A 24,043-nucleotide genomic window follows, 5' to 3' on the forward strand; every position below is an offset into this window, starting at 1 on the left:
CAATGCGAAGGCATCAACTGCCGCACCCGTCGGCGTTCACAACGCACATCATGAGAAAGGCGAGACCGCCATGGTTGAGTCCACGACCACCGTAAGGCACGACGTCACCGTCGACTTCGGCTGCATCGAGCTCACGGGAGCACTCGTGCACGACAACGAGAACCGTCTGCTGGAACTCGAAAATGCCGAGGGCCCCGCAGAGCCCATCTCGATCAGCCTGCAGGTCTACGGTCTCACGCCCGAGCCCGGGAACGTCTTCATCAAGGACTGGTCCGAGCACTGTGGCCTGACGGCTCGCCTGGCGCAGGCGGGTCTGGTGGCGCCCGTGCAGACGCTCACTGTTGGGCCGTATCTCTCGACGGCCTACGAAGTGCAGGTGACGCTGTGAGGAATTCCGCCCTCTGAGCTCCATGTAGGCGCGCTCATCGCCCCTGCAGTGGTTCTGGTGTTGTGGCTCTCCACAGCAACAATCCACCAGGCCGAGATCGCAAATCTCGAACACTTCCACCAACTCGCTCGCGCGGTCGGCGACACCGCCTGAGCACGGCAGGCAGAAACCGCGCCGCGGAACATTCGAACATCACGTGGGGATCTGGTCGGAAAAGCGGCCGGTAAATCGGCGAAGCCGATTCGGGACTCGGAATGACGAAGCATTCGATCAGCGCAGCTGATTCGGATGGAGCATTGAAAGAGAACATCATCTGATCGGCGAAGCTGATCCGGATGGTGGCATGGCAGATAACTGAATATCTCAGCGACCCAATTCCACCCCATTGCGCGCGGCCGGCGACATCGATCCGGGCGCTTTGCTGTACTCAAGGAGAATCCACCATGTCGAATCCGAACAGCACCGCATCCGTCGTCGGTCGCCTGGCGAACGACCCGAAGGTCTTCGAGAACAAGGACGGCTCCAAGAAGGTCATGCTCACCGCCTTCGTCGACCGTGGCTACACCGACGCCCAGGGCAACCGCATCTCCGATGCCCTGCCGTTCGAGGCCTTCGTCCGCGCCCAGACCAAGGGTATCGGCCCCTTCGCGCATGTGCACAAGGGCGACCTGGTGGCCCTCGGTTACGAGCCGCGCATGAACCGCTACACCAAGAACGGTGTGGAGGAATTCAAGCTCAAGCTGGAGATCCAGAGCGTCTCCTTCCTGGAGTCGCGCACGACCACCCGGGCCCGTCTGGCGGAGCGCGTCACCGACGCCGAGGCCCGGAACCAGGCCCTGCAGGCCCAGGCTCCCACCTCGGTCGTGGCTGTCGCTCCGGCCGTCGCGTACGCCAGCGCCGTGGACGAGCAGCTGCCCTTCCCGACCCGCTGACCATCTGTCGAGCCTCACCCCTCCAGGCGGTCCTGGTTGAGCTCGCAGAGCGGGCCCCATCATCTCCACAGCGCGAAGGAGCAGCACATGGCCAGGTCCCGGGTCCGTATCAACCTCACTGGCAAGACCGCCAAGCTGCAGGACGAGACCGCGGTCCCGCGTCCGGATCAAGCTCACCGGCGAGCAGGAAGAGACCACCGCCACCCTCTACATCGGTGCCTTCGAATCCCGCTGCGGCCACTGCGGCAGGCCCACTCTCACGGACGCGCTCCCTCACACCGACGTCTCGGGCTTGACGCCCAAGCCCGGGGCGGGGTGCGGGGCGCGCTTCGTGAACATCGCCAGCGACTCCCACCGCAACACCCCCGACGACCTGCGCCGCGTCCGGCCCGACCTTCCCCTGCGCGATCCCATTGCGTGACGCCGATGCACCCCGGCCGGCGACCTCGTTACCACCCTTCTGCCCCCGCACATCAGTACAGCTGCCCCGGACGGTCGACGACCGATCGGGGGCCGCCCCGGGTCCCGTTCCCCCGCCACCGCCCACCCAACTCGCCGAGATAGGAGTACGCGTTGAGCGCTTCCACCCCAACCATTTCTGCCCGACGCCCCCATCAGCGGACCGCAAGCGCCGAGATCACCGCCCTGGACCTGGGCAGCGTCGAAGGTGTCCGCGAGGCCATCGCCCTCTTCGCCCGCCGGATGCTGGAGGCCGCCGCGATCGGGCACGACCGCGATCAGCGCACCCACGCCGCGACCGTCCAGGCCCTCAACGTGCTGCTGCTGGACATGCTCAGCACCCGCTGTCCCGACTGCCGGGGCAGGGGAACGCTCGACCACGACGCGTGCCCCAACATGGCCGCCCACCGCTCGTAATGCCGCCCCTCCGGGGGCGCCCGCTGGCGCGGCCTGCTCTTCGACGTCCTCAACCGGGTCTGACCCCGCTGCCGGCCAGACCTCAACTGCTCCCGAGCGATCAGCACAGCTGATGCCGGCGATCGACGACAGACATACGCGCCTTCTGCACGGAGCGGTTCGAATCCGCAGTGCGCCGACTGATCCTCGGCGTGCGCCAGTAGGCGCACCGTGCAGACCGGCCGCGGAACGGGTTCACTTCCTGAGCGTTGCAGCTGATCCCCGCAGCGCGTCCCTGGAGATCTCCGCGGATCCCACTTTCCCAGCACCCCGGTGCGCGCTCTGTCTTCGGGCAGCTGCGGCGCCGGGGTGCTGTGTTCTCTGTCTTCGTGGCTCGCCTCACTCGCCCTGTGAAGGCGCGGGCACAAGGGATCAGCGGAGCTGATCCGGATCTGGCGCTGAAGGACATCCTCGTCGCGTCAGGAGTCGAGCCATGAACTGCCCGAACTGCACCATCGACATGGAATCGAACGCCCACGGTGTCGGCATCGCCCAGAAGGCCGAGGAGGTCACGCACACGTGCTCCGAGTGCGGTTACAGCGAAACACGTTGAGCGGCTCCTCCTTCCCTGCGACTGCGACTGCGATCTCGAAAGAGACCACGCTCTTCGGCTGGCCGCCGCCACCGCGCCTCTCCTCGCCGTGTGGTCGCTCAGCCACGGCGGTGGTGTCACCGCGGCATGGGTCATCGCACCCGCTGCACCTGTTCTCTCTCGCCATACGTCGCCAACCAGACGAAGGACGATCGCATGGCCCACGGCATCCAACCCGAACCACCGTTCACTCTCAGCGGTGTCGAGCTGACTCGGCACCCGGAGCGCAGCATCCGCGTCAGCCGTATCGCGACCGCATTCGGCGTCCTTGGCATCACCGCCCTGCTCGGGGCGCTGGGAGCCATGGTCACCAGTGCCATCTACCTGTCGGTGACCAAGTCTCGCGACTGGCATGACATGTTGGACTGGTGGGACGTGAGGATGACGCTCATGGCCCTGCTCCCCGCGGCCTTCTACGCCTGGCGCTGGAACCGCATCAAGGCCGCGTGGACCTTCCGCGGGTATCACCTGGACGCCGAGGAACTGTACATCCGCACCGGCCTGTTGAACCGCAGCCTCACCGTCCTGGCCTACGCCCGGATACAGGAGGTGAATGTCTCCTCCGGCCCCATCCAGCGCCGCTACCGCCTTGCCACCGTCACTATCAGCAGTGCGGCCGGCCGAGAGGCCATCGAAGACGTTGATCCGCAGACGGCGCATGACCTGCGCGACCGGCTCACCGAGCTCGCCCGTGAGCGGAGGCTGCCCGTATGACCGATCCGCTCCAAGGCCGACTTCACCCGGTCACACCGCTGAGACGGAGTTGGGCCGTCTTTGTCGCGATGGCAAGCCTGGCCTACAGCCAGCGCGACCTGTTCAGTGTGGGAACCTCCGGCACCAAAGGAGCGATCGACATCTCCGTGTGGGCAGCCTGTGCCATCGTGGCAGCATTCATCGGAGGGGTCGTCAGCCTGTTCGTTGCTGCCTGGTGGCACAGCCACTACAGCCTCGAAGGCGACACCCTCGGATACCGCAGCGGTCTGCTGTTCAAGGTCCGACGTCATTGCGACCTCGACCACGTACAGAGCGTCGACATCGTCCGGCCCTTTCTCGGCCGGCTCATCGGCGTCTGCACCCTCCGCGTCGTGATGTCCGGCACGACGATGACTCTGTCCTACCTCACCCTCAACCAGGCACGCACGCTCAAGGCCCGCATCCTCGCCGAGGACACCGGCGAGGAGAAGCTCTACAGGGTGAAGGCGAAGGACCTGGTGCTCGCTCTCCTTCTCGACATCCGCACCAACATCTGGTCCCTCACCCTCGTCGCGTGCGGTGTCCTCCCGTATGTCCTTTCCGGTGAACTGCTCACGCTCTCCACTCTGATCGCCTTCGCTCCCAAGGTCTGGCGGCTGAGCGGCAAACGGCTCTTCGTCTACACCGGATGGTCCGTCACCCGCACCGCCGAGGGCAGCTACCGCACCGACTACGGCATGTTCGACACGCAGCAGTACACCTACCGGGATTCCCGCGTCGCCTCCATCGAGATCCATCAGCCGCTCCTGTGGCGGAGGCTCGACTGGGTCAAGGTCAAGGTCGCCGTCGCTGGTGCCGCTGCCCCCGGCCTCCTGGTACCCGTCTGCCCCCGCGCTGTCGCCGAGAAGCTGGTCATCCACATCCTCGGCCCCGGCGCCGTACCCCACCCGAACGAACCAATCCCTGTACCCCTCGAAGCACGCAAGGTCACGCCCTTCCACAAAGCGCTCGGCTACCGCCTCGACAACGGATACTTCACCGCCTGGCGCGGCTTCTTCCTCCGCAACGTCACGACGGTGGCCCCCGTCAGCCGAATCCAGTCCGTCTCCGTCGAGCAAGGCCCGTTGCAGCGCCGGTTCGCCCTCGCCAGCGTCCACGCGCACATGGCCGGCGGCAACAGCGTGCCGGCCGACCACCGGGCCAAGGCCGAATCGGCCGACCTGGCATCCCACCTCTACGAGCACTCGATGTACTGCGCCGTAGCCAAGCCGGGTCATCGGACGGGGCTGGCGGACCCCGGCCGATAGACGACGTCACTGAGCCACTGCTACCTCACGCGGGGACCGCCCACACGGCGGTCCCCAACCACTGGGTTTCGCCGGCTGCGGCCTGGACCCTGTGCTGGTGCGCCCGCTCCGGGCCCAGCACGTGCCCGGCTGCAATCGAAGACCTTCGAGCTCGTCTGCCCTGAGCTCCACGAGCTCCACCGGACCCACTTCACCGCCCGGGCCAGCTTCTTCGCCAGATGACTGCGCGTGCTCAGCAACGTCGGCATCACCCCGTCGCGCCCCAGAATGAGAGAGGCCCAGCGCCACGCACAACACCCCCTTGCGCCAACGCCTGCGTAACTCGGCGATCGCCGTCGCCGCTGTCGCGATCCTGGCCACGGGCCTGGCTCTGTGGAGCAACCACACCGGAGAACAGCGGGACCAGGAACGCGCCGAGATGGCCAACACGAAGATCGTCTACGTCCCGGATCTGCAGAAGCTCCTCAAGCGCATTGACGGCTCCTACTACAAGGCAACTCCGTACACCGGCACCTATGACTACACAACCATCAATGACCACAACGTCGTCGTGCGCAGAAGCGTATCGACGAAGGAGCGCACAGCTCAGCCGTCGTTCCTGTGGTACCGCTCGACGATCAACAACGACATCACGGTCCGAGTCATCCAGCCACACGCAGCTGACCAGACGCCGCGCGTCGAGCGGTTGCGCTGCACGGTCGAGCCCGTCGATGCGTCGAAGCCGAGCTACACCGGCGACCCGCACGACAGAAGTCGGCTGCAGATCGGATCCGACGAGGAAGGCACCGGCGCAGGAAGCCTGAGCAGCCTCTTCTCGAACGACGGCCGGCAACTGTGCCGGGACCAGATCACCATCCTCGTGCCGGACGGCGGCATCCAGCCGCAGCACGCAGCGGTGGGGCCGGAGACGCTCCCACCCTCTGCCCCTCCTGGACGTGTGGCTGAGCCCCGCTGGCCGGTGGGCCCACGCGGCGCCCTCACCGCCTCCGACCCGGGCCCGCATCCCTGTCTCCTGGCCCTGCGGGCAACGAGAGCCGGAGGCACCGGCTCCCCGACGTGGCCCCGCCCGGCAAGGGGAGAGGCACGGTTCCACCCCGCCGTCACCAACCCGCTGAGGAGACCTGATCATGGCCACCCCGCACCTGCGCACCATCCGCCCCGAGCGGCACTACGGCGGCTCTCTGGGCGTCACCATCTGGACCTACTCCCGCTCCCTCAACGGCCGCCGCGTTGAAGTCGACATCACCCACGACGCCGCCACCCGGACCACCGTCCTACGGGTCTACCCCGAGGGTGGCGCCACCCTTGCCCGCGAGGTCACTGTTCACGGACTGACCTGCAAGGACATCGGCCGTCTCGTCTATCTCCGGTCGCGTTGACCCGGCCACTCCACCTGAATGCCCCGGCCCCGAACCTCCGGCGTCCCGACCCGGGTTCGGGGCCGCCACGCGCCCGCTCCCGCCCGCCCCGGTGGTTGCCCGGCTTGGTGCCGCCGGCCTGGCACTTCTCCCCGCGGCTCAGCCCCGCCGGTCCGCCGGGCGGGGTTCTCTCTCTTTGAGCATGATCAGCGGAGCTGATCCGGTTTGGTCTTCGAAAGATTCTTCCGCGCCAGGAGCACAGCCCTGAGCCAGACTCCCCGGGCCGCTGAACCCTGACAGGCGGAATACATGCGCCACGACTGCGTTCCGACACCTTCACCACGCCCGGGCCGGACGTCTTCATCAACGGCTCCGGATCCCGTGGCCACGCCGATCCCGGACCGGTCCAGACGGCTGAACAAACGCGCACGGAGACCATCGATGGCGCCGCAGCGCCGCGCCCACACACGGACCTTAGGAGAACTCACCATCATGAGCTTCCTCAGCAGCATCGGCTTCATCGAGACCGAGGAGCAGGAGCGCGCCCGGCTGGCCCAAGCCCCCGAAGGCTCACTGAACCACTACCTGTCCACCCTACCCTTGACCATCAATGAGTGGCCCAAGGACCTGCTCGTCGAACTGCCCTGGCAGCAGCCGCGCACTGACCGAGCCTACCGCGTCGTCGTGGTGCCGATCGAGTTCCGCAAGGACACTCTGCCCGAGGGGGTCGAGGAGGAGCCGCTGCCGCGCAAGCGCCACTCCGGCTCCTGGATGTGTGCCGTTGTGTTCTCCGACCACCCGAGCTACCCGGTCGGTGGCTTCCGCATCGACCTTCCGGCCGCCGAGATCGCCCGAGGTCGAAAGGTTGACCTCTCTGGGGCTCTGAGCCCGTCGTCATCCATAACGTCCATCACCGTGCCCCACGGGTAAGACGAGGCAGCACAACGCTGCGTGGCAGCCCGTTCCTATGGCCTGACCTACCCCGTCACCGACGCTCTGCTGCGGTCGCTGCCGGAGCGGCTGCCGCGGTGTGCGAAGCCGGCCACCGCGTCACCGACATTCACCCACGCCTGAAGAGACGAGATCGCGATGGCTAAGAGCGCCAGCTACAACACCTACATGCGCGCTGCGGACGCCGAGGCTGCGCACGCAACCACCTGCAAGAGCTGCGTGGGCAGCCGGCGTTGTACGAACGGCCAGCGGTTGTGGAACGCGTTCGAGGCGGCGCAGGACGCGTACATGGCCACCCCCTGGCCCCAGCCCGGCCGCCGCTGACCGCAGCGCTCGTTCCGTGGATGGGGCGGGCACACCAAAAGGTCGACCCGGTATCCGGCGCGCAACGCTCGATATCGGACTGGAGATCACCTGTCACTGCCCGTTCCCCCTGCTCCGTTGTGATGAGGGCCGCCGACGGCACCTCAAGTCGGGCCGGTCGTACTCAGCACGGACCCCGCTCCCTCACATGCGAGAGGTCGTCCCGACATAGGCCAGCAAACCGCCCCCGTGATCGCTCCCGCCTCCGAAATCCTCGCTCACCTGGACCGCACCGCAGCCGAACGGCACGTGACTGGCCCCGGCTTGTCCCATGCCGAGCACAACGCAGCCGCCGGGTTATCGCCGACCACTACACCGACGGCGGCACCCGCAAGACCGTGATCGGCAGCGACCGCGACGAACTCTTCTGGCGTAGCGGCGCGGCTCCACCAGCGACCTGATCCCCGCCTAGCGCACCGTGCGTGGCCTGATCGGCACCAAGGCGCCTGACACTCCCCCCTCTACGGTGCCTTGCGCCTGGGTGGGGTGCCTACATCCACGGACCCCGGACCAATTCGAGGAGTACCCCACATGTCCCTGTTCACCGTGCGCCCCAGCCTAACCAAAACGCGCCCCCCGAACGACGGCCACACCGGTGCAATGCTCCGTGACGCACTCGAAGCACTGGGGATCGTGCACCACGTGGACAAGCCGTGGCGGACGCTGTCTTCGGAGTACCTGGTGTGCAGTGTGCCGGGGCGGGCACGTGTGCGGATCCACTGTGCGGCCGACCCGTCCGCCCGCACCTCGGAGGGCCGCCTCTTCGCCGATCACTACGACCTGCCGGTGGCTACGCTGTGGTACGTGGGCGCCGTGGTCACCGACGACAAATCAACCCGGTTGGTTTTTCACGGGTTCGGAGACGGCCGCAATCCCACGGCGAGCGCGGGCATGCAGGCCGGGCAGTGCGCTGCCGCCGTGGCCGGTCACTTCGGGCTGACGGCGCCGGAGCCTGAGTACACCTGTCTGCACTGCACGCGCGTGATTGAGTGGATCGAGGCCGACGGACAGGGCGCTTGGTACGACTCGTCCAACTGGATCGGGTGCGTGGACGGCGAGAGCCTGCACGTCCCGGAGCCGCTGTGCGGATGGTGCGAGGATTATGGGCTGATAGAGGTCCTCGACGACTCCACCGACGCCCTGAAGGGGCACGCCACGTGCGACAACGCGCCGTGTGTCGCCCGGCGCATCATGCGCAGAGATCAGGCCGAGCGCGAGCGCCAGGCCGCGCAGGCGCAGGCCGCCGCGCACGAGTGCACCGGTGCCCTGTGCTGCCCCCCGTTCTAGCCCTCATGACGCCCCCGATCCTGCGACCGCGGGCGAGTACGAATCGCAAGGTCACCCGGTAGCGGGTTCGCACCACAACGATCAACGTTCCGGCGGCCGAGGCGGGTTGCACGACCGTCCGAAAACGCCGGAGGCAACCACTCTCTCGTAAGGCATCAGGGGCCAGGAGCCCACAGGAGTCCTTCCGGTGCCCATACAACCACCCCGCCACCCACCCACGACGCAAAGCCCCGCAACTCCCGCCCGGGCTGATCTGGAACCGCCTCCTCACCAATTGGGAGAACACAGCATGACCAGGCAGGCCCGCAGCATCGTCCGGGAGACCATCAAGCCCGAGTACAGCCGGTACACGCCGACCAACGGAGAGAAGCCCGACGGCGCCGGCTTCGGCGTTGACGGCTGGCTGTTCGCGCTGCCCGGCGAGACACTTAGCGGAATCCGGTTCCCGCAGGCCACGTACGCCGCCTTCCAGGTGAGCGAGCGCGGCGCGCTGTTCTGGAGGGTGCGAGAGGTGGGGGGCGAGCGCAGGCAGTTCGGTTCCGACAGCACGACCCGTAAGGGCGCGGTCGCGCTCGCGGTCGCGCACGTGGCCACCCAGCGCGAGAAGACCGCGCCAGCAACTCGTGACCCGGGCGCCCGTGCGCGCGGTGCCGCGTGGCGCCTGGTCGCCGAGGGTGGCGAGTGTTCCCAGGTGTCGGCCACCATGACCGAACGGCTAGAGCGGATGCGTGCGGGCCAACTCGCCGCCCTGCCGACCGTCGCGGAAATCCGGATGGCGTACCCGCTCGCCGGTGGGGGCGCCACGCTGCGGCTCATGACCGCCGAGGGCAGCACGACCGAACGCCACACGATCCCGCTCACGGAGCGGGGCGCGGCCGGTCGGGAGAACGACCCCGCCGGTATCTACCTGGACGCCATCACCGACGGCGCGAACACGGAAGGACTGTTGATCGCGGCCGGATGGCACCTGATGCGGCTTGGATTCAACTACGCGCGCGGCGCGGCCTGGGCGCCGTACACCGGAAGGGCCATCAGCGAGGCGCAGTGGAAGGACTGGACGCCGATGCTGCCCGAGTGGCACCGGTGGCCGCACACAGTACGCGTTGCCATCACAGCCACGACTGAACATCTCGCCTACATAGACCGCGCGTACGGTCCAGTCCCGGAACTTCGGGACCTTCCGACCGGCGTGAGCGCGCACCCGTCCGGACCGCGTTCCTGGCAGATCTGCTACGCCAACCGCCGGTTCTGGCAGCTCTCCTACCAGCCCCGGATGGGCGGCGACGTGTGGACCCTGTACGCCGACCCGGCCCGTGCCAAGTCCCTCGCCCGGGCTGCGAGCGCCGGTGAACTCCTCGCCACCATCCCTGCCCGTGACGCGGAAGCGCGGGCCCGCGTGGCGGCGCGCAAGGGCCACTGAGATGGGATCCGACGCGGCGACGGTCGCGATCATCGTGGCGCGCGGCCGGTTGGTCCGGCACCGCACGGCCAGCATGTGTCCTCGGGGAATGGGCGAGTTCTTCGGCGCCGTCGACACCCTGGTCACCGCACCCGGCGGTCCGACGACCAGACCAGCAGAGAGATGTGAGGAACACGAACATGCTTGCAACTCCTGAGCGAGTCCGAGGTGACGGCGGCCAGAACGAGATCCTTGTCTGGCACAGGCCCGTCGGTCGTATCGTCAATGAGTTCCAGCCCATCACCTGCTCCGACGGTGACGGCATTGTCTTCCCGGCACCGAAGCAGGATGTCCCGCTGGACCTCGACCGGCCCGGCGAACGGTGGTGCACCGACTGCAGCACCCTCACTGCTGACCCACGGAAGCGCAGGAGCAACCGATGACCGCCACCTGGCCGTTCGGTACGGACGCTGACGAACGCGATCCGCTGACGAAACTCCGCATCCCTGTCGTCACCAGCTTCAACCCCGGCTGGAAGTACATCGCCGCCTACATCGGCGTCGACACCAGCCGCTACAGCTGGGGCAGCCGGGAACGGCCCACCGACGCCGAAGCCGCCATGCTCGCCTCCTACATCGACGAATACATCGACTACTTCCTCGGCGACCGCGAACGGCAGCGCATGCTGAAACGCCCGCTCGATGTCGAAGGCCGCGTCGTCACCCGCGTCTTCATCAAGTACGGGCCCGCCGACTGGGGATATCGCGTCGTCACCTGGCAGCACGGTCCGCTGTTCGTGCCCGGCCCGCCCGGATCCGAATCCCGCCAGACCATAGGCCCGCTGTCTCTGGAGCAGGCCATGGACCGCGACCACGACATCTACCCGAAGCGGTGGCTGGACTGGAAGGCCGAGCACCCGGAGGTATTCCCGACGTGAGCGCCCCCGACCCCGTCGACTTCATGGCCGCCCAGCCCGCCGGTGAGCTGCGCCCTAACGGCCAGCCCCGCCCGGAGTGCTCCGAGAGCGACCCATGCGAGCCCTGCTGGCAGGACCAGCAGGAGGAGGGCGACGCGATCGAGTCCAGCATGAGCCTGCGCTGAACCCCGCCCCCAGGGCCTGCGCCTACCGGCGCGGGCGGTTGGCCTGCTTCCGCAGGACGGGCTCGGTGCGCCCCGGAGCAGGCTGACCCGAACGACCAGCCGGCCGCCCGGTTCCTTGACCTCCGTAGAGATACTGCGTCGCAGGCGATCCCGAATGGACTGACAGGGGATCTAGTTGCGGTGGGCGGAATCGGATAAGGCACGGGCAGCGCGCTGCAAGGCAGCGCCGGGGGCCTCACTGCCGAATCCAATACATCGTCCCCGGGGGGAACGCCATGCCCGAGCGCACCGAGCACACCCTGCTCTACATCAAGTATGCCGACGACGCTCTCGCCGAGCAGGGTGCCGCCACAGTCGAAGGCGCGATCTCCGGGATGAGTCTGAGGATCCTGGCGCGGGCTCTACCTGACGGTCGGACGTCCGTCGCCGTCTCGCTCTACAGACGCGTGCACCGCATGCGCGCCTCGGGCAAGGCATTCCACTACTGGACCTCCGAGAAGCTCACGTCGATGGCCCGCACGAAAAAGGACCTCGTGGTCCTGCGCGAGATCGACCGTCGCACCGGCAAATCCACCACCCGCCATGTCTTCTCCGAGACCGTGGTCGAGTCCTGGATCCACGGACTTTCCGGGACGCTGCAGTGGTGGATGCGCAGCAACCCGCAGGCCCGCAGGCTCGAAGGACTGGAACCTGAGGGAGTCGACAACACCGTGGACCAGGCAATCGCCTTGATCCGCGAACACATCGGCGAGCTGCCGAACTGGAACGACCGCTTCCCGCTGCTCAAGGACGACCGGCAGGATCGTCCGGCCTTCACCTACCTGCCCTATCTCGATGCCCACGACCATGCGCAGGTCGCGAAGAACCTCTTCGGCGTGCGCGCCTACCGTCGGCCGCTGACCCGCGAGATGGAGCGTTTGGACATCAGCACCCTGAACTGGTTCGCCCTGTTCCGCGGGCTGGTGCCCGTGGACTGGCTCATCGACGCCATGCGCGCCACGAAAACAGCCGGCGGCCGCGACCTCACATCCCTGCAGCAGCGAGGCATCCGCTCGATCCTGCGCCGGACTCCGCAGCCCGTGCTGCGACGAATCCTCAAGGAACCCGTCCACCAGGCGCGGCGCACGCTGGCCGATGCAGCCAACTGCACCGCTCACCGTCTGGCCGTCACCCGTGATCTCGACCTCCTTCCGGAGATCATCGCTGCCCGCGGGCAGCGCCGGGTTCGCGGCTCCCGTGACCTTGAGCGCCTGGTTCGGGACCTGCCCGCAATCGAACGATGGCACGACCCCCGGGGCCACACGGCCCGGCGCGTCATCGTTGAGGAGATCTGTGCCCTTCGTCAGATGGAGGACTACAACCGCGAGATCCGGCTGCTTCCCGAAGGCACGGCTCAGGTCGCTGACTGGTACCTCTGGAAAGACGAAGCGTTCCGCGTACGGGCGTTGGGTCTGATCGAGAACCGTCGGCGCGAGCTGATGGCTGCCTTCGATCGTGAGCGCCACGAACGCGAGGAGGACCGCCGCCTCGAGCGGATAGCGAGGCAAGCCCAGCGCCACACATGGGCGCTGCAGACGGCCGCGCTGCTGGATGGCCGGGAAGCAGCCCCAGGTCTGAACCTTGTCGTCGCCCGTGATGCCGAGACGCTCTCGCGCTGGGGCGCGATGCTCAACAACTGCATCGGCGGGTACGCCGGCGAGCTGGAGCTGGATGTGTTTGCTGCTGTCTGCGATGCGGACGGCCGCGTGCTTCTGAACCTTCAGATCACGCAGTCGCACGGTGTAGAGCAGATCCTCGGCAAGTACAACCGCGACGCCGTGCGTGAGCTCGGCGAAGCGGCCCAGCAGGTCGTCGACGGGCTGGGCGCCATGGAAGTCGGCTTCCACTCGGATGCTCTGGGCATGGACGGGCTCCGGCTGCCCCAGAGAACTCACTGACACAAATTTCTACACGGACCTCGACCTGATGTTCCGGCATCAGGTCGGGGTCCTTCTCTTGCCCTGCGAAATACCGCAGGAGCACGTCGAATTGGCATACGTCGGAGCGAATGGCTGTCAATGAGATGGTCTACCGGGCTATCCGGCGGCGGCGGCGCTGCCTGGAGCAGGTCGCCGACAACTCTGCTCCTGCGGTCGGGCGGTGAGTCCTATGCGCTTGTCCCTGCAATCACCACTGAACCACCCATAGGAGGCTCCGTCATGCCCGATGTATCCGAATACACGCCCCGCAGTGTTTACATGCTGGAGCCACATGCGGCTCACGCGATCGCCGAAAGCGGATACATCCCGATCGAAGCCATCGTCGAGCGCGTCTACGGTAAGCCGTACAGCTCGCTGCGCGGATGCCAGCGGGACGACGAACACATTGGCAATGACAGTGTGAAGCTGTACGAACTCGCCTCCGACGAGGACTACCTGGAGGCACTCGGAGACCTCGACGACGCCGAGATGTATCTGGGCCGGGACTCCCGCACCGGCGAGGGCGTGCTCAAGACCGGCATGACTGAGCTGTACTACTGGCTGAGCATCCGCGTCGCTGACGAGAACACACCAGCCACTGTCGAGGCCAACCCACCGCCGACCCAAGACCTTGAGAACGCCGTGTTCGAGGACCGGTTCTTCGCCGATCGCGCCTTCTCTCCGTCGCTGAGACTGGTTCTCGGCGACCTCATCCGCCGCGGCGAGCTGCCGCGCGGCGACTACCTGTTCCGGCACTGGTGGTGACCGAGAGGAAAGAGGTGTCCGAGTAATTTGGCAGCAATAGCGGCGCTGTTCGAAATCATGCAGGACGGCTTTTTGGGACTCTTGCCAAGTATGAAACAAAATGCGGAAAGCGTGTGACGCGGAACACCCGAACCAGTTCGATGTACTCGCATCGACCACCCTGAAGTTACTCGTATGTGGATACGAGTTGATGTGGGAGAGAGCTACCTCTGAGCAGATACGGAAGCAGGCGTACCGTGCGTGAGGCGATCATCGCGGAACTGGAAATGGAGGGACGCAACCCGAACTCCTACAATGTCCCCGGGATCTTGCGGGACGCCTTCGACGACCTCGGCCCCGGATACCGGTACGGGTAGGGAGCCGAAAGCGAGGAGAAATGACTCCGGGCCGTGGAAGTGCGCCGGCGCCCGTTCCAAGCGGGCGACATGGTGCGCGTCGTCGTCAGGACGAAAGGCGAGACCGCCGAGCATCACTATGGCAGGATCACGCAGTCGCGGAAGGCCAACGGTGGCCTCTACCGAGGGCCACCGGTCAAGCCGCACTTCGACTACGTCGAACTGGAGCACTGCCACAGGAGCGGGTGGCTGGGTCCTTTCATGAAGTCATGATCGTCCACAAGGGCAGCGGCCAGCGGGTACGGCTGTGTGCGGCGTGCTTCGACGACGGCGAAGTGGCAGCCCATGGGCGCAACAGTCAGCAGACCATCACCGGGCCGGCCAGCCGCGAGGCCGCCCCGAAACGCCAGCGCCGGGAAACGGCCCCGAGATCCCCCCGCACCTGTTGCTGATGAAAGGCGGGCCCCGTGCCCCAAAATCCCACACCTGCTGCTGCGGGTGACACGAAGGCTTCCGATCACTTCCAGAGCGACTTCGCTGAGGCGACGCTGAAGGCAGTGCGCGAGGACGGGCTTTACCGGCACGTCGAGTTCGCGGCCCCGAAGTCGATGAGCCACCTGATCTTGGTGACGTGGCCATACAACTTGCTGGTTGCCGGGTCGCACGGGTCGTTCCACTTCGAGCGGTTCGGTCCCGACACTGAGGACATGTTCGCTTGGCTGCGCGGTATCCGCGTCGAGCCGGACCGCTGGGCGTCCAAGCTGGTCAACGGCCGGTCGTCGGTCGCGGAGTACGACCGCAGCCGGATGATCACCACCATCAAGGAGCGGGTCGCCGAAGCGATCGAGAACGACTGGGCCCCGGAGGGCCTGGAGCACGCAGTCCGCCAGGAGATCCTTGGTAGCCACCGGCTGGATATGAAGGACACCGCGTTCCAGCTCCTCAGCGGCTTCGAGCACGGCGGGAAATACGAGGCGAAGTGCGAGTGCGGCAAGCAGGTGGAGCGCGACTCCTATGGCGCGGCACTGACGTGGCGGTCCCTCGGCCACGACCTGAACGGCCTGGGTGGCGGCCACGACGTGGAGATCCGGCAGACGGCTGGGTTCGACTTCGATGACCTCTCGGAGTGGGACGTCGACAAGCTGTCCTACCCGTTCGTCTACCAGTGCCACGCGGCTTCGTGGGCTATCGGTCAGTACGACGCGGCGTCGAAGCCGGTGGCGGCACGAGCGCCCCGATGACGCGGGAGCAGCGGACAAAGCGTCTCGCTGATCTCCGAGCCCGAATGGCTGCCCACAAGGTGGTTTCTTCAGCGGCCCGCTGATGAGCCTGCCGCTGAACCGCCCGATCGTGTTCGCGATCTCGGAACCAGGCGCGATTACCCCGCGTGGCGATGACCACCGGGAGCCGGTCCGCGTGTGGCAGGCCTGCGCGATCGAGTTAGTACTGCCGAACGTCGCCGAGCTGGAGGCGCAGGCCGAGAAGATCGCCGCTTTCTGCGCACAGCGCGCGGAGTACGTCAGCAACCTGCGGTCGTTCGCTGAGGGTGGCGGGCACGACTACTACCGGTGGATGGGTCACGCGGAGGCGCGGCGTCAACTGTCGCAGTCGCTGGGTCTGCCAGTGGCGTGGCCCGCCGAGGACCAGACCGCCCCTGCCGTGGGCGACGATTCCTACGAGGCAGCGGTTTCCCGTGACCTGTCGGTCCCGTATACGGACGACGGCCCCCGTCCGAGCTTTAGCCCGGAGCTGCTCGCCATGGTCGCGGCCGGGTCGCGTACCCCGGGTGCCGACCTGAGGACGACCCGGAGGCCGAGCAGCTCGTCACCCGCACCCGCAGCAAGGCCAAAGTCCTCGGTGGCCACACCGTCGTCGTATGGGTCGACGGGCACAGTGCGGCCATCAATCTCACGCACGTCGACCCGCGCCTGGCCGAGGTGACGTCGTGACTGCCGCCGACATGGAGCGCTTCGACGTCTCGCTCGACGTGCTGGTCGCCCGCGCTGACGCGTACACCGTCGCAAACGCTGCCAAGCGCCGGGCTGAGGCCACGGCGGAGAACCGGTGCCTGTTCTGCGAATCCGACTCGATCGACACCGCTTTCGCGTCCTACGGACCTGGTCAAGAAGATCAGGGAGCAGCGAATGCAAAGCAGGGAAGCGGCCCCTGTGCGCCGCCTCGCACTCAAGGAGCCCCCTGCGATGATCCAAGTCGGACAGAACTCACGACGCCGCATCCTCACCGGGGCCGTATGCATCAGGGCGCTGGGGTAGGAGCGATCCGATCTCACCCTGCGACGCGCTGCCTCAGCCGTCTCCTGCTCTGCGAGCATTGCGAACACCGTCGCGCTGGCGTCGATGGCGGCGGCCAGGTCGAGCCGGTACACCCCGTACCGCTCATCCACCGACGTGCGCAGCGCGTGTCACCTCTCGGCGGTGGCATCGGTGAGGTTCGCGGAGACCACCGACAGAGCTTCGTCAGCCGCCGGCGTGATCGGCTTCTCGACGCCGTTGACGTTGTAAGTACGCGTCACCCGCCGGTCGCCTCGGCCCGCGCCCTCATCCGGGCGCGCCGAGGTGGCCCCGGGACGGTGACAGGTGCGGCCGGGTCGCGGTGCAGCAACCGGCCCATGCGCCAGGCTCGGCGGCAGTTACCGTGCGGTCGGCGTCTGCGAGGCCGGGGCCGAACGGCTCCGGCTCCTGCGCGCCCTGCCCGGCGCAGCCGCCGTCGGTGGCGGCCGGCCGGTCCTCGCCGGTCTCCTCAGGCGTAGCGGCGGCGACGGACGGCGTCCACTCGGGAAGCGTCTCGCCGCACTCCATGGCGTCAGCGTGATCGCGGACGATGTCCCGGACGCTGCCCGCGTACGGCGCGTCATTGGTCACCGAACAGACGCCGATGCGCGTGCCGTCCGGCGCGATGACCAGCCAGAGCCCGTCTTCGCCGCCCTCCTTCGACACCATGTAGACAGCACCGCGGACCACCGCGTTCCAGCTGCTGGGGCTGACCTGCTTCACCGTCACGCGACGCTTGCCCTGACCCATGACGATCTCCTGCGGGCCGTGCTGTGACATGACGAGACCGTCATCGCGGCGGTCATCCACCACCACCTGCCGCTCCTCGGCCTCCTGCTCGCTCCGCGCCCACTCGGCCGCCCGCGCCTGCTCGGCCTGCGCTTCCCACTCCGCCTGCTCCGCCGCAAGCCGCTCCCGCGTGGCCTCCATCTCCTTGGCCCACTGCTCGACCTGCCGCATCTGCGCGGCGCGACGGCGCTTCTCCTCCACCCCGTTCGGCAGCGGAGTAAGGCGCCTGGCCTGGTCCCGTGCCGTCTGCTTGCTGGTCCGGCCGGTGTGGTGGACACGCACCCGCGCCCAGTAGGCGGTCCGACAGTCCGCGTGCAGCAGATCGGGGGCGGCGGTGCACCAACGGTGTGCGGTGACGCCGTCGGGGGTGACCGTGACAGGCCCGCGCCGACCGGCGCGGGGCACCGCGATGTAGCCGCCGGACGCCAGTAGCCCGACCAGGGCGGCCCGCACCCGGCGCCCCTGGCCTTCACGGCGGCGAACGATCCCGGACGTGTCCGTGTGCAGGTCTCCCGCGTACGTGGCAGCCAGGACGTCGGCCAGCCCTGCGCACCAGCCCATCCGGGGCAGTTCGGTTCGAGCGTTGCTCTCATCGAGCCATTGCTCCGCGCTTTTGCTCTCCACCTCTGCACCGGCGGTTGCGGCGAGCATGGTGACAGCCTTTCGAGCGGTGCCGCTGGTCCGCGCAGCACCTGGCGTGGCCACTACCGGAGCACACCCTCATGCCGGTTCTCCTCCGCCTGTGCGGCATCGGTGAACGCGCACCCGTACATGTTCAGCGTCTCTTCACGGCCGGACTCGGCACGGGCGGCGGCATCCTCCATACGCGCGCACTCGGCCACGTAGTCAGTCAGGGCACCCGCCGCGCGGTAGATCTCTGCCGACTCCTCGTAGTGAGCGGCATCCCGCTTCGCACGGTGTACGTCGTCGTACGCCTCTTCGCAGCGGCGGACGGCCGACCACACGTCCTCAGCGAGCGCGTCGCCCTCGCGGACCCGCTCTCCGCACGCCCGCGCCCGCTCCAGGTCGCCAGCGGCGAGTACCACCGCCGCGTAGACACCGGCGCGGGCTGCCGTCAGCCGCTCCAACGCTGCCTCCCACGCGGCCGCCGTTCGGCCGGAGGCCGCGCGCTCGGCCCGGGCCTCGTCGCGTCCTGCCAGCCCGGCACGATCGGCTTCCGCCCGCGCCTCCGCACACTCGCCGGCGTTGTGTGCGTCCCAGTACAGGTCCCGAACGCCGTGGTACGCGGCCTGGGCGGTCTTGATCGCGGCCCACTCGACGGGGGCGTGCTCGGCAAGGAGGGTCGGCTCCCCGTAGCTGTTGTGCGGGTATTTGGACCAGTCGGCCAGGTGCTTGCGGTCGTTGCTGGTGCCGAACCCCTGGGGGTTCCTGCGGACGGCGGCCTCCGCCTTCCGCAGAGCCTCGGCGCCGCGCCCCTCGATCTGGTCGGCCACGGCCAGCGTGAACGCCACGGCGGCGGCGTCGACACGATCACCGGCGATCAGCGAGGCTGAGGTGTACCGCGACGGGTAGTACACCGACCGGCTGGAGCGCTTGGACTTCCTCCAAGCGTCGTACTGCGCCACGAACGACCGCGACGGGTCCCCCTGCCCGGCGTGCATGACACCGTCGTAGTCGGTGTGGCCGTCGAACCACGCACACCAGGCGCGCGAGGAGTCCTCGAACATCACGATCAGCCCGGCGTACCCGCGCGCCGACGGTTCGCGGCCTGCGTCGGCCAGCTGCTTGCGCCACTGAGCTTCCTGGGCGACCAGCCGCTCCTGTGCCTCCTCGATGATCGGCGCGGCGAGCGCCTCCCGCTCCGCGCGCGCCGCAGCGTCCGCGATCGCCTCCCCGGCTTCCTTGACGTGCTGCCCGGCCAGCACGATCGCACGACGCCACGACGCACACCCCCGCGCATCCTCGCCGTTCGTCTCGGCCAGCCACGCCCGCGCCGCCTTCACAGCGTCGGTGGCCGACCGCTCCGCCGTCTTGGCCTCCGCGTAGGCGGCGGAGCCCAGCTCCACCGCCCGCGCGCCCGAAGGCGTGGAACCGTCGAGGGCGTTGAACGCGTCCCGAGCGTCACTCAGGGCAGCACTCACCTTCGCCACGGCGTCGTCCATCTGCCGGACCCACTCCGCGGCATCCCGGCCCCACACCGTCCGGCCCGTGGCTTCCTGCTCCCTGGAGGCGACGCGTACGGTCTTGATCGCCTCGCGTACCGCCTTGAAACCGCCGGTCGAGGCGGACGCCACGAACTTGCCCGTCGCTTCGTTCCACGCGCACACGTGCTCTGTCTCCTCCACCCCGGCGCGCACCATCACCAGCCCGGAGAACACCACGGCGCGTACCCACAGACGGCCGGTCCAACGCCGCTCCGCACGGACGTCCCAGCCCAGCTCCGCTGCCTCGTGGACCAGAACGCCCGCGTTCTTGGGCATGCCTTCCAGCGCGGAGGCCGCCGCGTCGGCACCGATGGCTGCTGCGCATCCGCCGCAACGTCCCGCGCGTACTTCCTCGCGCTGGCACGCCGGGCACGACTCGGCTGCCGACTCCCTCCCGCGCCATGCCGAAGTGTCGTCGCTCTCGGCGTCAGGAGGATCGGTTTGTCCTTGCGTGATCGTCATCGCTTCATCTCCAAAGCGTCAGCGGGTATTCCGGTGGTCTCCTGATGCGACGCGATGATCAGTCGACGTGATCCGTTGACTGCCCGGGCTACCCTGCGCTTCTGGCTCCAATGGCCCAGGACATGAGCGAGGGTGGGCCATGTCTCGAAGGTCTCCAGCGTCAGGACATCGCAACGGCGCACGACCGCGGGTATGTGCAGCAGCGTGAGGTGGACGTAGACCATGTGCATGGCCTGCGGCGCTATGTCCTCCGCCGTCACGTGCAACTGCGTCTGCGGGTTGAGGTCGTGCTCGAGCATGACCTCCGACAGGGCGATCATGAACGAGCCCGCGCCGCAGGCGGGCTCGTAGACATCAGCGAAACCGCTGCGCTCGACTTGCTCGACCACCGTGCGGATCTCCATCCGAGCCGTCAAACGGGCGACGTCGTAGGGCGTGTAGAACTGGCCCAGCCGCTCGTTGCCGAGCTCCAGCTCCATGTAGAGACGTCCAAGTACGTCATGGGGATTGCGATCCAACTCCATGGTCACCAACGCCAGCGCATGCGCGAAGCGGTCCAAGTCTGTTCTGCTGTAGCCGCCGGCGATCTGGAGGTACTGCCTTTCGCGCGCTTCCCAGGACTCGCTCCCGCGGACGTCCACGGCGTTGCGCAGAGCCAGCGCCGCCATCTCGACGAAGTTGTCGAAGACTTGGCTCATCCGCTTCGCGCCGGTGTTCGTCGCCAGCAGTGTCACGACTTCGCGGTAGCAGCTCATGCCACCGGCTCGATGGTGCTGATCTCGGCGGTTGCGGCCTTCGAGAAGGCACCCAGTGCCTCGCTCATCACGCCACCTCCCTGCTGCGCTTGCCCCCGGTCTTCGCGGCGAGGGCCTGCTGCTCAACGTGACGGGCCGCGATGTACAGGCCCTCGCGGTTCAGGTGCCGCGAATAGCTCGAGTCGAGGTAGAGCACGGGCACGTCGCCCGCGGCCTTCAGTAGGGCCGGGTGCAGCAGGTGCTTGATCGGACCCGAGCCACCGCCGTAGACGTAGACAACCTCAGTCGTCGCGCCGGCCTGCGAGAGAACATCGCCGAAGGAGGAGACGATCTCGTCGACCAGGTAGCTGGCCTCGTCCTCGACGAAGCCCGCGGCCCGCCGGTGACGGTTCCTCACCAGCACGGACGGCTCCGCGTGGAGGAAGTCCGCCAGCTGCTTGCGTGAGGAGAACTGCAGCGCGGCGTCCGACTCGCTCATGCGCTCCATGGCGTTCATCAGCGCGGTGCCGTAGCCCTCGGCGAGCGTGGCGGCCGCCTCTGCGTTGAACCGCCCGTCGGTGAAGACCGGGAAGTTCACGGTGCCTTCGCCGACGTCGACGCCGATGGTGTGCTGGACCGCCACCAGGTCGGAAGCCGAGACGCCCTCGACGATGGACGCGTCACGGGTGCGCAGATCATCGAGAAGAGCCTGGGCGAGCGGCTCGCCCTTGTCGGTGATGGCGAACTGCGCGGAGGCACCCTCGGCCATCACCTGGACGTCGACGAACTGCAGGCGCACCGAGACAGGGGTGCTGAAGTTCTTGATCGTCACCAGGTGCACCGCGGGGTCGGAGCTGCCCAGCAGGCCGATGAACTCGGCGGCGTAGGCGTGGCGGCGCGCGACGAACTCGGAGATCGGCAGCGCCAGGCCGGCACGCACGTGCACGCGCAGCTCGTGATCGGGCAGCGCGCCGTTCTCGCTGACGTAGTCGCGCAGGGCCTTCGCGGCGAAGACACCCAGGACCAGGACCTTGCTCAGCTCCTGATCGGCCTTGGAGTGCTTACCCAGCACCTCGAACTCGGTGAACTTCGAGCCGCGTACGCTCAGCGCCGCCCGGCCGAAGATTCGGCGGTCCGACGCCGCCACCAGGGGAGTGGTGAGCGAGCAGTCGATCTGGTTGTAGAAGTCGCCGGCCATCACGGTGGCCGCATCCGCGTCGGGGAGCGGCACCTTCGGCGAGGTGCGGGAAGTCGAGACGACCGCGCTGGGCAGATCGATCTCGTCGAAAGTGCTCTGCTTCGTGTTCTGGATAACGCCCTTGACGTAGCCGTTGCCGACGTCGATGCCGCCGGTGAGGGTGATGATGTCGGTGGTGTTCGTGCTCATGAATTCGGCCCCTCGGTGTCTGCGTTGCCTGTCTGGAAGGTGAGCGCCACCGCGTCACTCAGCGCCGAGTGCTCGCCATGATTTCGTCGATGGACGCCTGCTTCGGCGGCTCCGGCGGCGGGATGGGGGTGGAAGCCTCGGCCGTCTCGACCGGTGCGGGAGCCGACTCGGGCCGGGGCACCGGCGCTGGGGCTGTCTGCTCGACGACGACGTCGGTCTGGTCGGTGACTACGGGTTGCTGCTGCGGCTGGACCGGCCGGGCGGCCGGCCGGGGCTCGGCTGTTGCTTCGTCGTCCTCGCGCTGCTCGATAGTCTCCAGCGGTGGTCGGCCACGCCGCGGCAGCTGATCGACGGGCTTGTAGAAGACGTCGATGTACCCGTCGCGCTGAATGGACTCCCGGATGAGCTGTCGCAGCGACTGCGAGATGTTCTCCTGCTGATCGAGCCACTCGATCACCGAGGTATCGGCAGCGGGCACGGTCCAGCGAACCTTGCGAGGTTCACCCGACTGGTTCGCCATCGCACTCACCTCGCCCGGCCACTTGCTCATGCACTTCATCCAGTCGCTTACCGGATGTCTCGCGCTCTGCCATAGGGACTCACCGCCTTCCGCGTTTCTGCTCGAATGCGAATCGCTGCAACGCCACTCTAGTGGCTCTATCGAGTCCTTTTCAAGCCCCATTCGAGACGCGAGTAAGGTGTCATTGGCGTCCCTGTTGAGTGCCGGCGGGTACACCAGCGAGACGCCGCAGTGCCCCACCTGGGACGACCGCATGAAAGCCGCCGACCCGCTGCACCTATGAGCTCCACGTGCGACGCAACGAGGGCTCCCACGGGACATCCGCGAGACATCTGGGGTCACGGCACCGTCCCGGGGGAACCGCATTCGAGTACACATGGCGTCCCGTCGGCGTCCTGGCTGTGTCTCCTGAAGGACGTCACTGGTCCCCCCTGCGCAGGAGCGCCCTCCGAGGGCGCTGCGTGCGACACCAGTGCGGCACAGTTGGAGCGCGCACGAAACATCGTGGGGACGCGCGCGGGACTCAGAGAGGCCCATTGGCAGTAGTCGGCGTCTTGTAGGTGTTCCAGTCGCGTCCCCTGTGTGTCCCGTTTGAGTCACCCCGAAGACGCGATAGAGACGCTGATTCACGGGGCCGCGAAGCCTGGATGCGCCCCTAGCTGAAGCCCTCCGGCGGGTACGTTGAGACAGCCACGGCCTGCTGGTGGAGCGTGGCCAGTACAGCCGTCGGCGAGACTCCGACACAGCGCTGGTGAGACGGTCGGGACAGAGGCGTCATCGAGCCGTCGTGGTCGCGCAGGGGAGAGTAAACGGAAGGCCCCCGCACGCAGTGAGCCTGCGAGGAACGACTTGCTTCCGCAGCAAGGGCCCAATGAGGTAGAGGAAGAGCAGAGGGCTTTGCTGCGGAAGCAAGCCCTGGAGGAAGACGACAACGGCCCGATGGCGCTGGAGCTGTTCGTCGTGCTTGATGGGGTAGCTGGTCGCAGCAGTCGGGGCTCTCTTCTTCTGATGCGTCCACGAGAGACCGCCCCGGGCTCGCCGCGCAAGCGCGAAACGGAACACAGCCCGGGGCCGGATCGTGCGTCGACAAGGCAGTGCCGAACGCCCGCCTCGGACGCGGTGCGTGAAGTCCTGGCGCCCTGCCGCGGCAGCACCCGGAGCAAGGACCGGAGACGGTGGAGTCACGTCGATGCAGCCAGCACAACGCGATGGTGCGAGGTCGGCTACGCCGTCCGCAGCGAACGACGGAGCAGAGCGCTATTCAGAGCCGAAGCGGCAGCGTCGCGAGAGACCGGATCCACTGCGCGGCGAGGGCTGTATCGCCTGCGACAGCAGGGCGATGAACCGGGGC

The 24,043-nt window shown here is 67.6% G+C and carries 23 protein-coding genes; 18 read left to right on the forward strand and 5 right to left on the reverse strand.

The window, feature by feature from the left end; all coding sequences use genetic code 11:
* Window positions 1-70 precede the first annotated feature (70 nt).
* The 18 genes from NBG84_RS30755 (at window position 71) to NBG84_RS30840 (ending at window position 16,285) form a co-directional block, all read left to right on the forward strand.
* On the forward strand, window positions 71-388 hold the full coding sequence (locus NBG84_RS30755) for a hypothetical protein (RefSeq protein WP_250922943.1): 318 nt from the start codon (window positions 71-73) through the stop codon (window positions 386-388).
* Window positions 389-831: 443 nt separating this feature from the next.
* The gene (locus NBG84_RS30760; protein WP_250922944.1) at window positions 832-1,320 is read left to right on the forward strand and encodes a single-stranded DNA-binding protein; all 489 of its coding nucleotides are present in this window, start codon (window positions 832-834) and stop codon (window positions 1,318-1,320) included.
* A 573-nt stretch (window positions 1,321-1,893) separates the two neighbouring features.
* On the forward strand, window positions 1,894-2,196 hold the full coding sequence (locus tag NBG84_RS30765; RefSeq protein WP_250922945.1) for a hypothetical protein: 303 nt from the start codon (window positions 1,894-1,896) through the stop codon (window positions 2,194-2,196).
* Window positions 2,197-2,983: 787 nt separating this feature from the next.
* Complete coding sequence (locus NBG84_RS30770) at window positions 2,984-3,541, forward strand: PH domain-containing protein (protein ID WP_250922946.1); 558 nt, start codon at window positions 2,984-2,986, stop codon at window positions 3,539-3,541.
* The gene (locus NBG84_RS30775; RefSeq protein ID WP_250922947.1) at window positions 3,538-4,827 is read left to right on the forward strand and encodes a PH domain-containing protein; all 1,290 of its coding nucleotides are present in this window, start codon (window positions 3,538-3,540) and stop codon (window positions 4,825-4,827) included. Before NBG84_RS30770 ends, NBG84_RS30775 begins: the two co-directional genes overlap by 4 nt.
* A gap of 301 nt (window positions 4,828-5,128) precedes the next feature.
* Window positions 5,129-6,061 (forward strand): hypothetical protein, encoded by a 933-nt coding sequence (locus tag NBG84_RS30780; RefSeq protein ID WP_250922948.1) that lies wholly within the window; start codon window positions 5,129-5,131, stop codon window positions 6,059-6,061.
* Window positions 5,955-6,206 carry a hypothetical protein gene (locus NBG84_RS30785; protein WP_250922949.1) on the forward strand — a complete coding sequence of 84 codons (252 nt, stop codon included), beginning with the start codon at window positions 5,955-5,957 and terminating at the stop codon, window positions 6,204-6,206. Before NBG84_RS30780 ends, NBG84_RS30785 begins: the two co-directional genes overlap by 107 nt.
* Before the next feature lie 471 nt (window positions 6,207-6,677).
* Window positions 6,678-7,115, forward strand: a complete 438-nt coding sequence (locus tag NBG84_RS30790) for a hypothetical protein (protein ID WP_250922950.1) — start codon at window positions 6,678-6,680, stop codon at window positions 7,113-7,115.
* A 159-nt stretch (window positions 7,116-7,274) separates the two neighbouring features.
* Window positions 7,275-7,460, forward strand: coding sequence for a hypothetical protein (locus NBG84_RS30795; protein ID WP_250922951.1), 186 nt, complete (start codon window positions 7,275-7,277; stop codon window positions 7,458-7,460).
* A gap of 570 nt (window positions 7,461-8,030) precedes the next feature.
* Window positions 8,031-8,786 carry a hypothetical protein gene (locus NBG84_RS30800; RefSeq protein WP_250922952.1) on the forward strand — a complete coding sequence of 252 codons (756 nt, stop codon included), beginning with the start codon at window positions 8,031-8,033 and terminating at the stop codon, window positions 8,784-8,786.
* Between the two features lie 289 nt (window positions 8,787-9,075).
* Window positions 9,076-10,206, forward strand: coding sequence for a hypothetical protein (locus NBG84_RS30805; RefSeq protein WP_250922953.1), 1,131 nt, complete (start codon window positions 9,076-9,078; stop codon window positions 10,204-10,206).
* Between the two features lie 179 nt (window positions 10,207-10,385).
* Window positions 10,386-10,628, forward strand: coding sequence for a hypothetical protein (locus NBG84_RS30810; protein ID WP_250922954.1), 243 nt, complete (start codon window positions 10,386-10,388; stop codon window positions 10,626-10,628).
* A complete protein-coding gene (locus NBG84_RS30815) occupies window positions 10,625-11,122 on the forward strand; it encodes a hypothetical protein (protein ID WP_250922955.1) in 498 nt (165 codons plus the stop codon). The genes NBG84_RS30810 and NBG84_RS30815 overlap by 4 nt, the downstream gene beginning before the upstream one ends.
* Entirely contained in the window at window positions 11,119-11,286 is a 168-nt protein-coding gene (locus tag NBG84_RS30820; RefSeq protein WP_250922956.1) for a hypothetical protein, read from the forward strand. Before NBG84_RS30815 ends, NBG84_RS30820 begins: the two co-directional genes overlap by 4 nt.
* 275 nt (window positions 11,287-11,561) lie before the next feature.
* Complete coding sequence (locus NBG84_RS30825) at window positions 11,562-13,223, forward strand: PcfJ domain-containing protein (protein WP_250922957.1); 1,662 nt, start codon at window positions 11,562-11,564, stop codon at window positions 13,221-13,223.
* A gap of 261 nt (window positions 13,224-13,484) precedes the next feature.
* Window positions 13,485-14,009, forward strand: coding sequence for a hypothetical protein (locus tag NBG84_RS30830; protein ID WP_250922958.1), 525 nt, complete (start codon window positions 13,485-13,487; stop codon window positions 14,007-14,009).
* Window positions 14,010-14,811: 802 nt separating this feature from the next.
* Window positions 14,812-15,585: a hypothetical protein gene (locus NBG84_RS30835; protein WP_250922959.1), complete on the forward strand. Its 774-nt coding sequence runs from the start codon at window positions 14,812-14,814 to the stop codon at window positions 15,583-15,585.
* A gap of 82 nt (window positions 15,586-15,667) precedes the next feature.
* Window positions 15,668-16,285 (forward strand): hypothetical protein, encoded by a 618-nt coding sequence (locus NBG84_RS30840; protein ID WP_250922960.1) that lies wholly within the window; start codon window positions 15,668-15,670, stop codon window positions 16,283-16,285.
* A gap of 617 nt (window positions 16,286-16,902) precedes the next feature.
* Here the strand turns inward: NBG84_RS30840 and NBG84_RS30845 are convergent.
* The 5 genes from NBG84_RS30845 to NBG84_RS30865 form a co-directional block, all read right to left on the reverse strand.
* Window positions 16,903-18,075 carry a hypothetical protein gene (locus NBG84_RS30845; protein ID WP_250922961.1) on the reverse strand — a complete coding sequence of 391 codons (1,173 nt, stop codon included), beginning with the start codon at window positions 18,073-18,075 and terminating at the stop codon, window positions 16,903-16,905.
* A 53-nt stretch (window positions 18,076-18,128) separates the two neighbouring features.
* Window positions 18,129-20,051, reverse strand: coding sequence for a hypothetical protein (locus NBG84_RS30850; RefSeq protein ID WP_250922962.1), 1,923 nt, complete (start codon window positions 20,049-20,051; stop codon window positions 18,129-18,131).
* The gene (locus NBG84_RS30855; RefSeq protein ID WP_250922963.1) at window positions 20,048-20,806 is read right to left on the reverse strand and encodes an N-6 DNA methylase; all 759 of its coding nucleotides are present in this window, start codon (window positions 20,804-20,806) and stop codon (window positions 20,048-20,050) included. The genes NBG84_RS30850 and NBG84_RS30855 overlap by 4 nt, the downstream gene beginning before the upstream one ends.
* 67 nt (window positions 20,807-20,873) lie before the next feature.
* Window positions 20,874-22,172: a hypothetical protein gene (locus NBG84_RS30860; protein WP_250922964.1), complete on the reverse strand. Its 1,299-nt coding sequence runs from the start codon at window positions 22,170-22,172 to the stop codon at window positions 20,874-20,876.
* A gap of 58 nt (window positions 22,173-22,230) precedes the next feature.
* Entirely contained in the window at window positions 22,231-22,722 is a 492-nt protein-coding gene (locus NBG84_RS30865; RefSeq protein ID WP_250922965.1) for a hypothetical protein, read from the reverse strand.
* Window positions 22,723-24,043 lie beyond the last annotated feature (1,321 nt).

The organism is Streptomyces albipurpureus (assembly GCF_023701525.1).
Classification (GTDB): domain Bacteria; phylum Actinomycetota; class Actinomycetes; order Streptomycetales; family Streptomycetaceae; genus Streptomyces; species Streptomyces albipurpureus.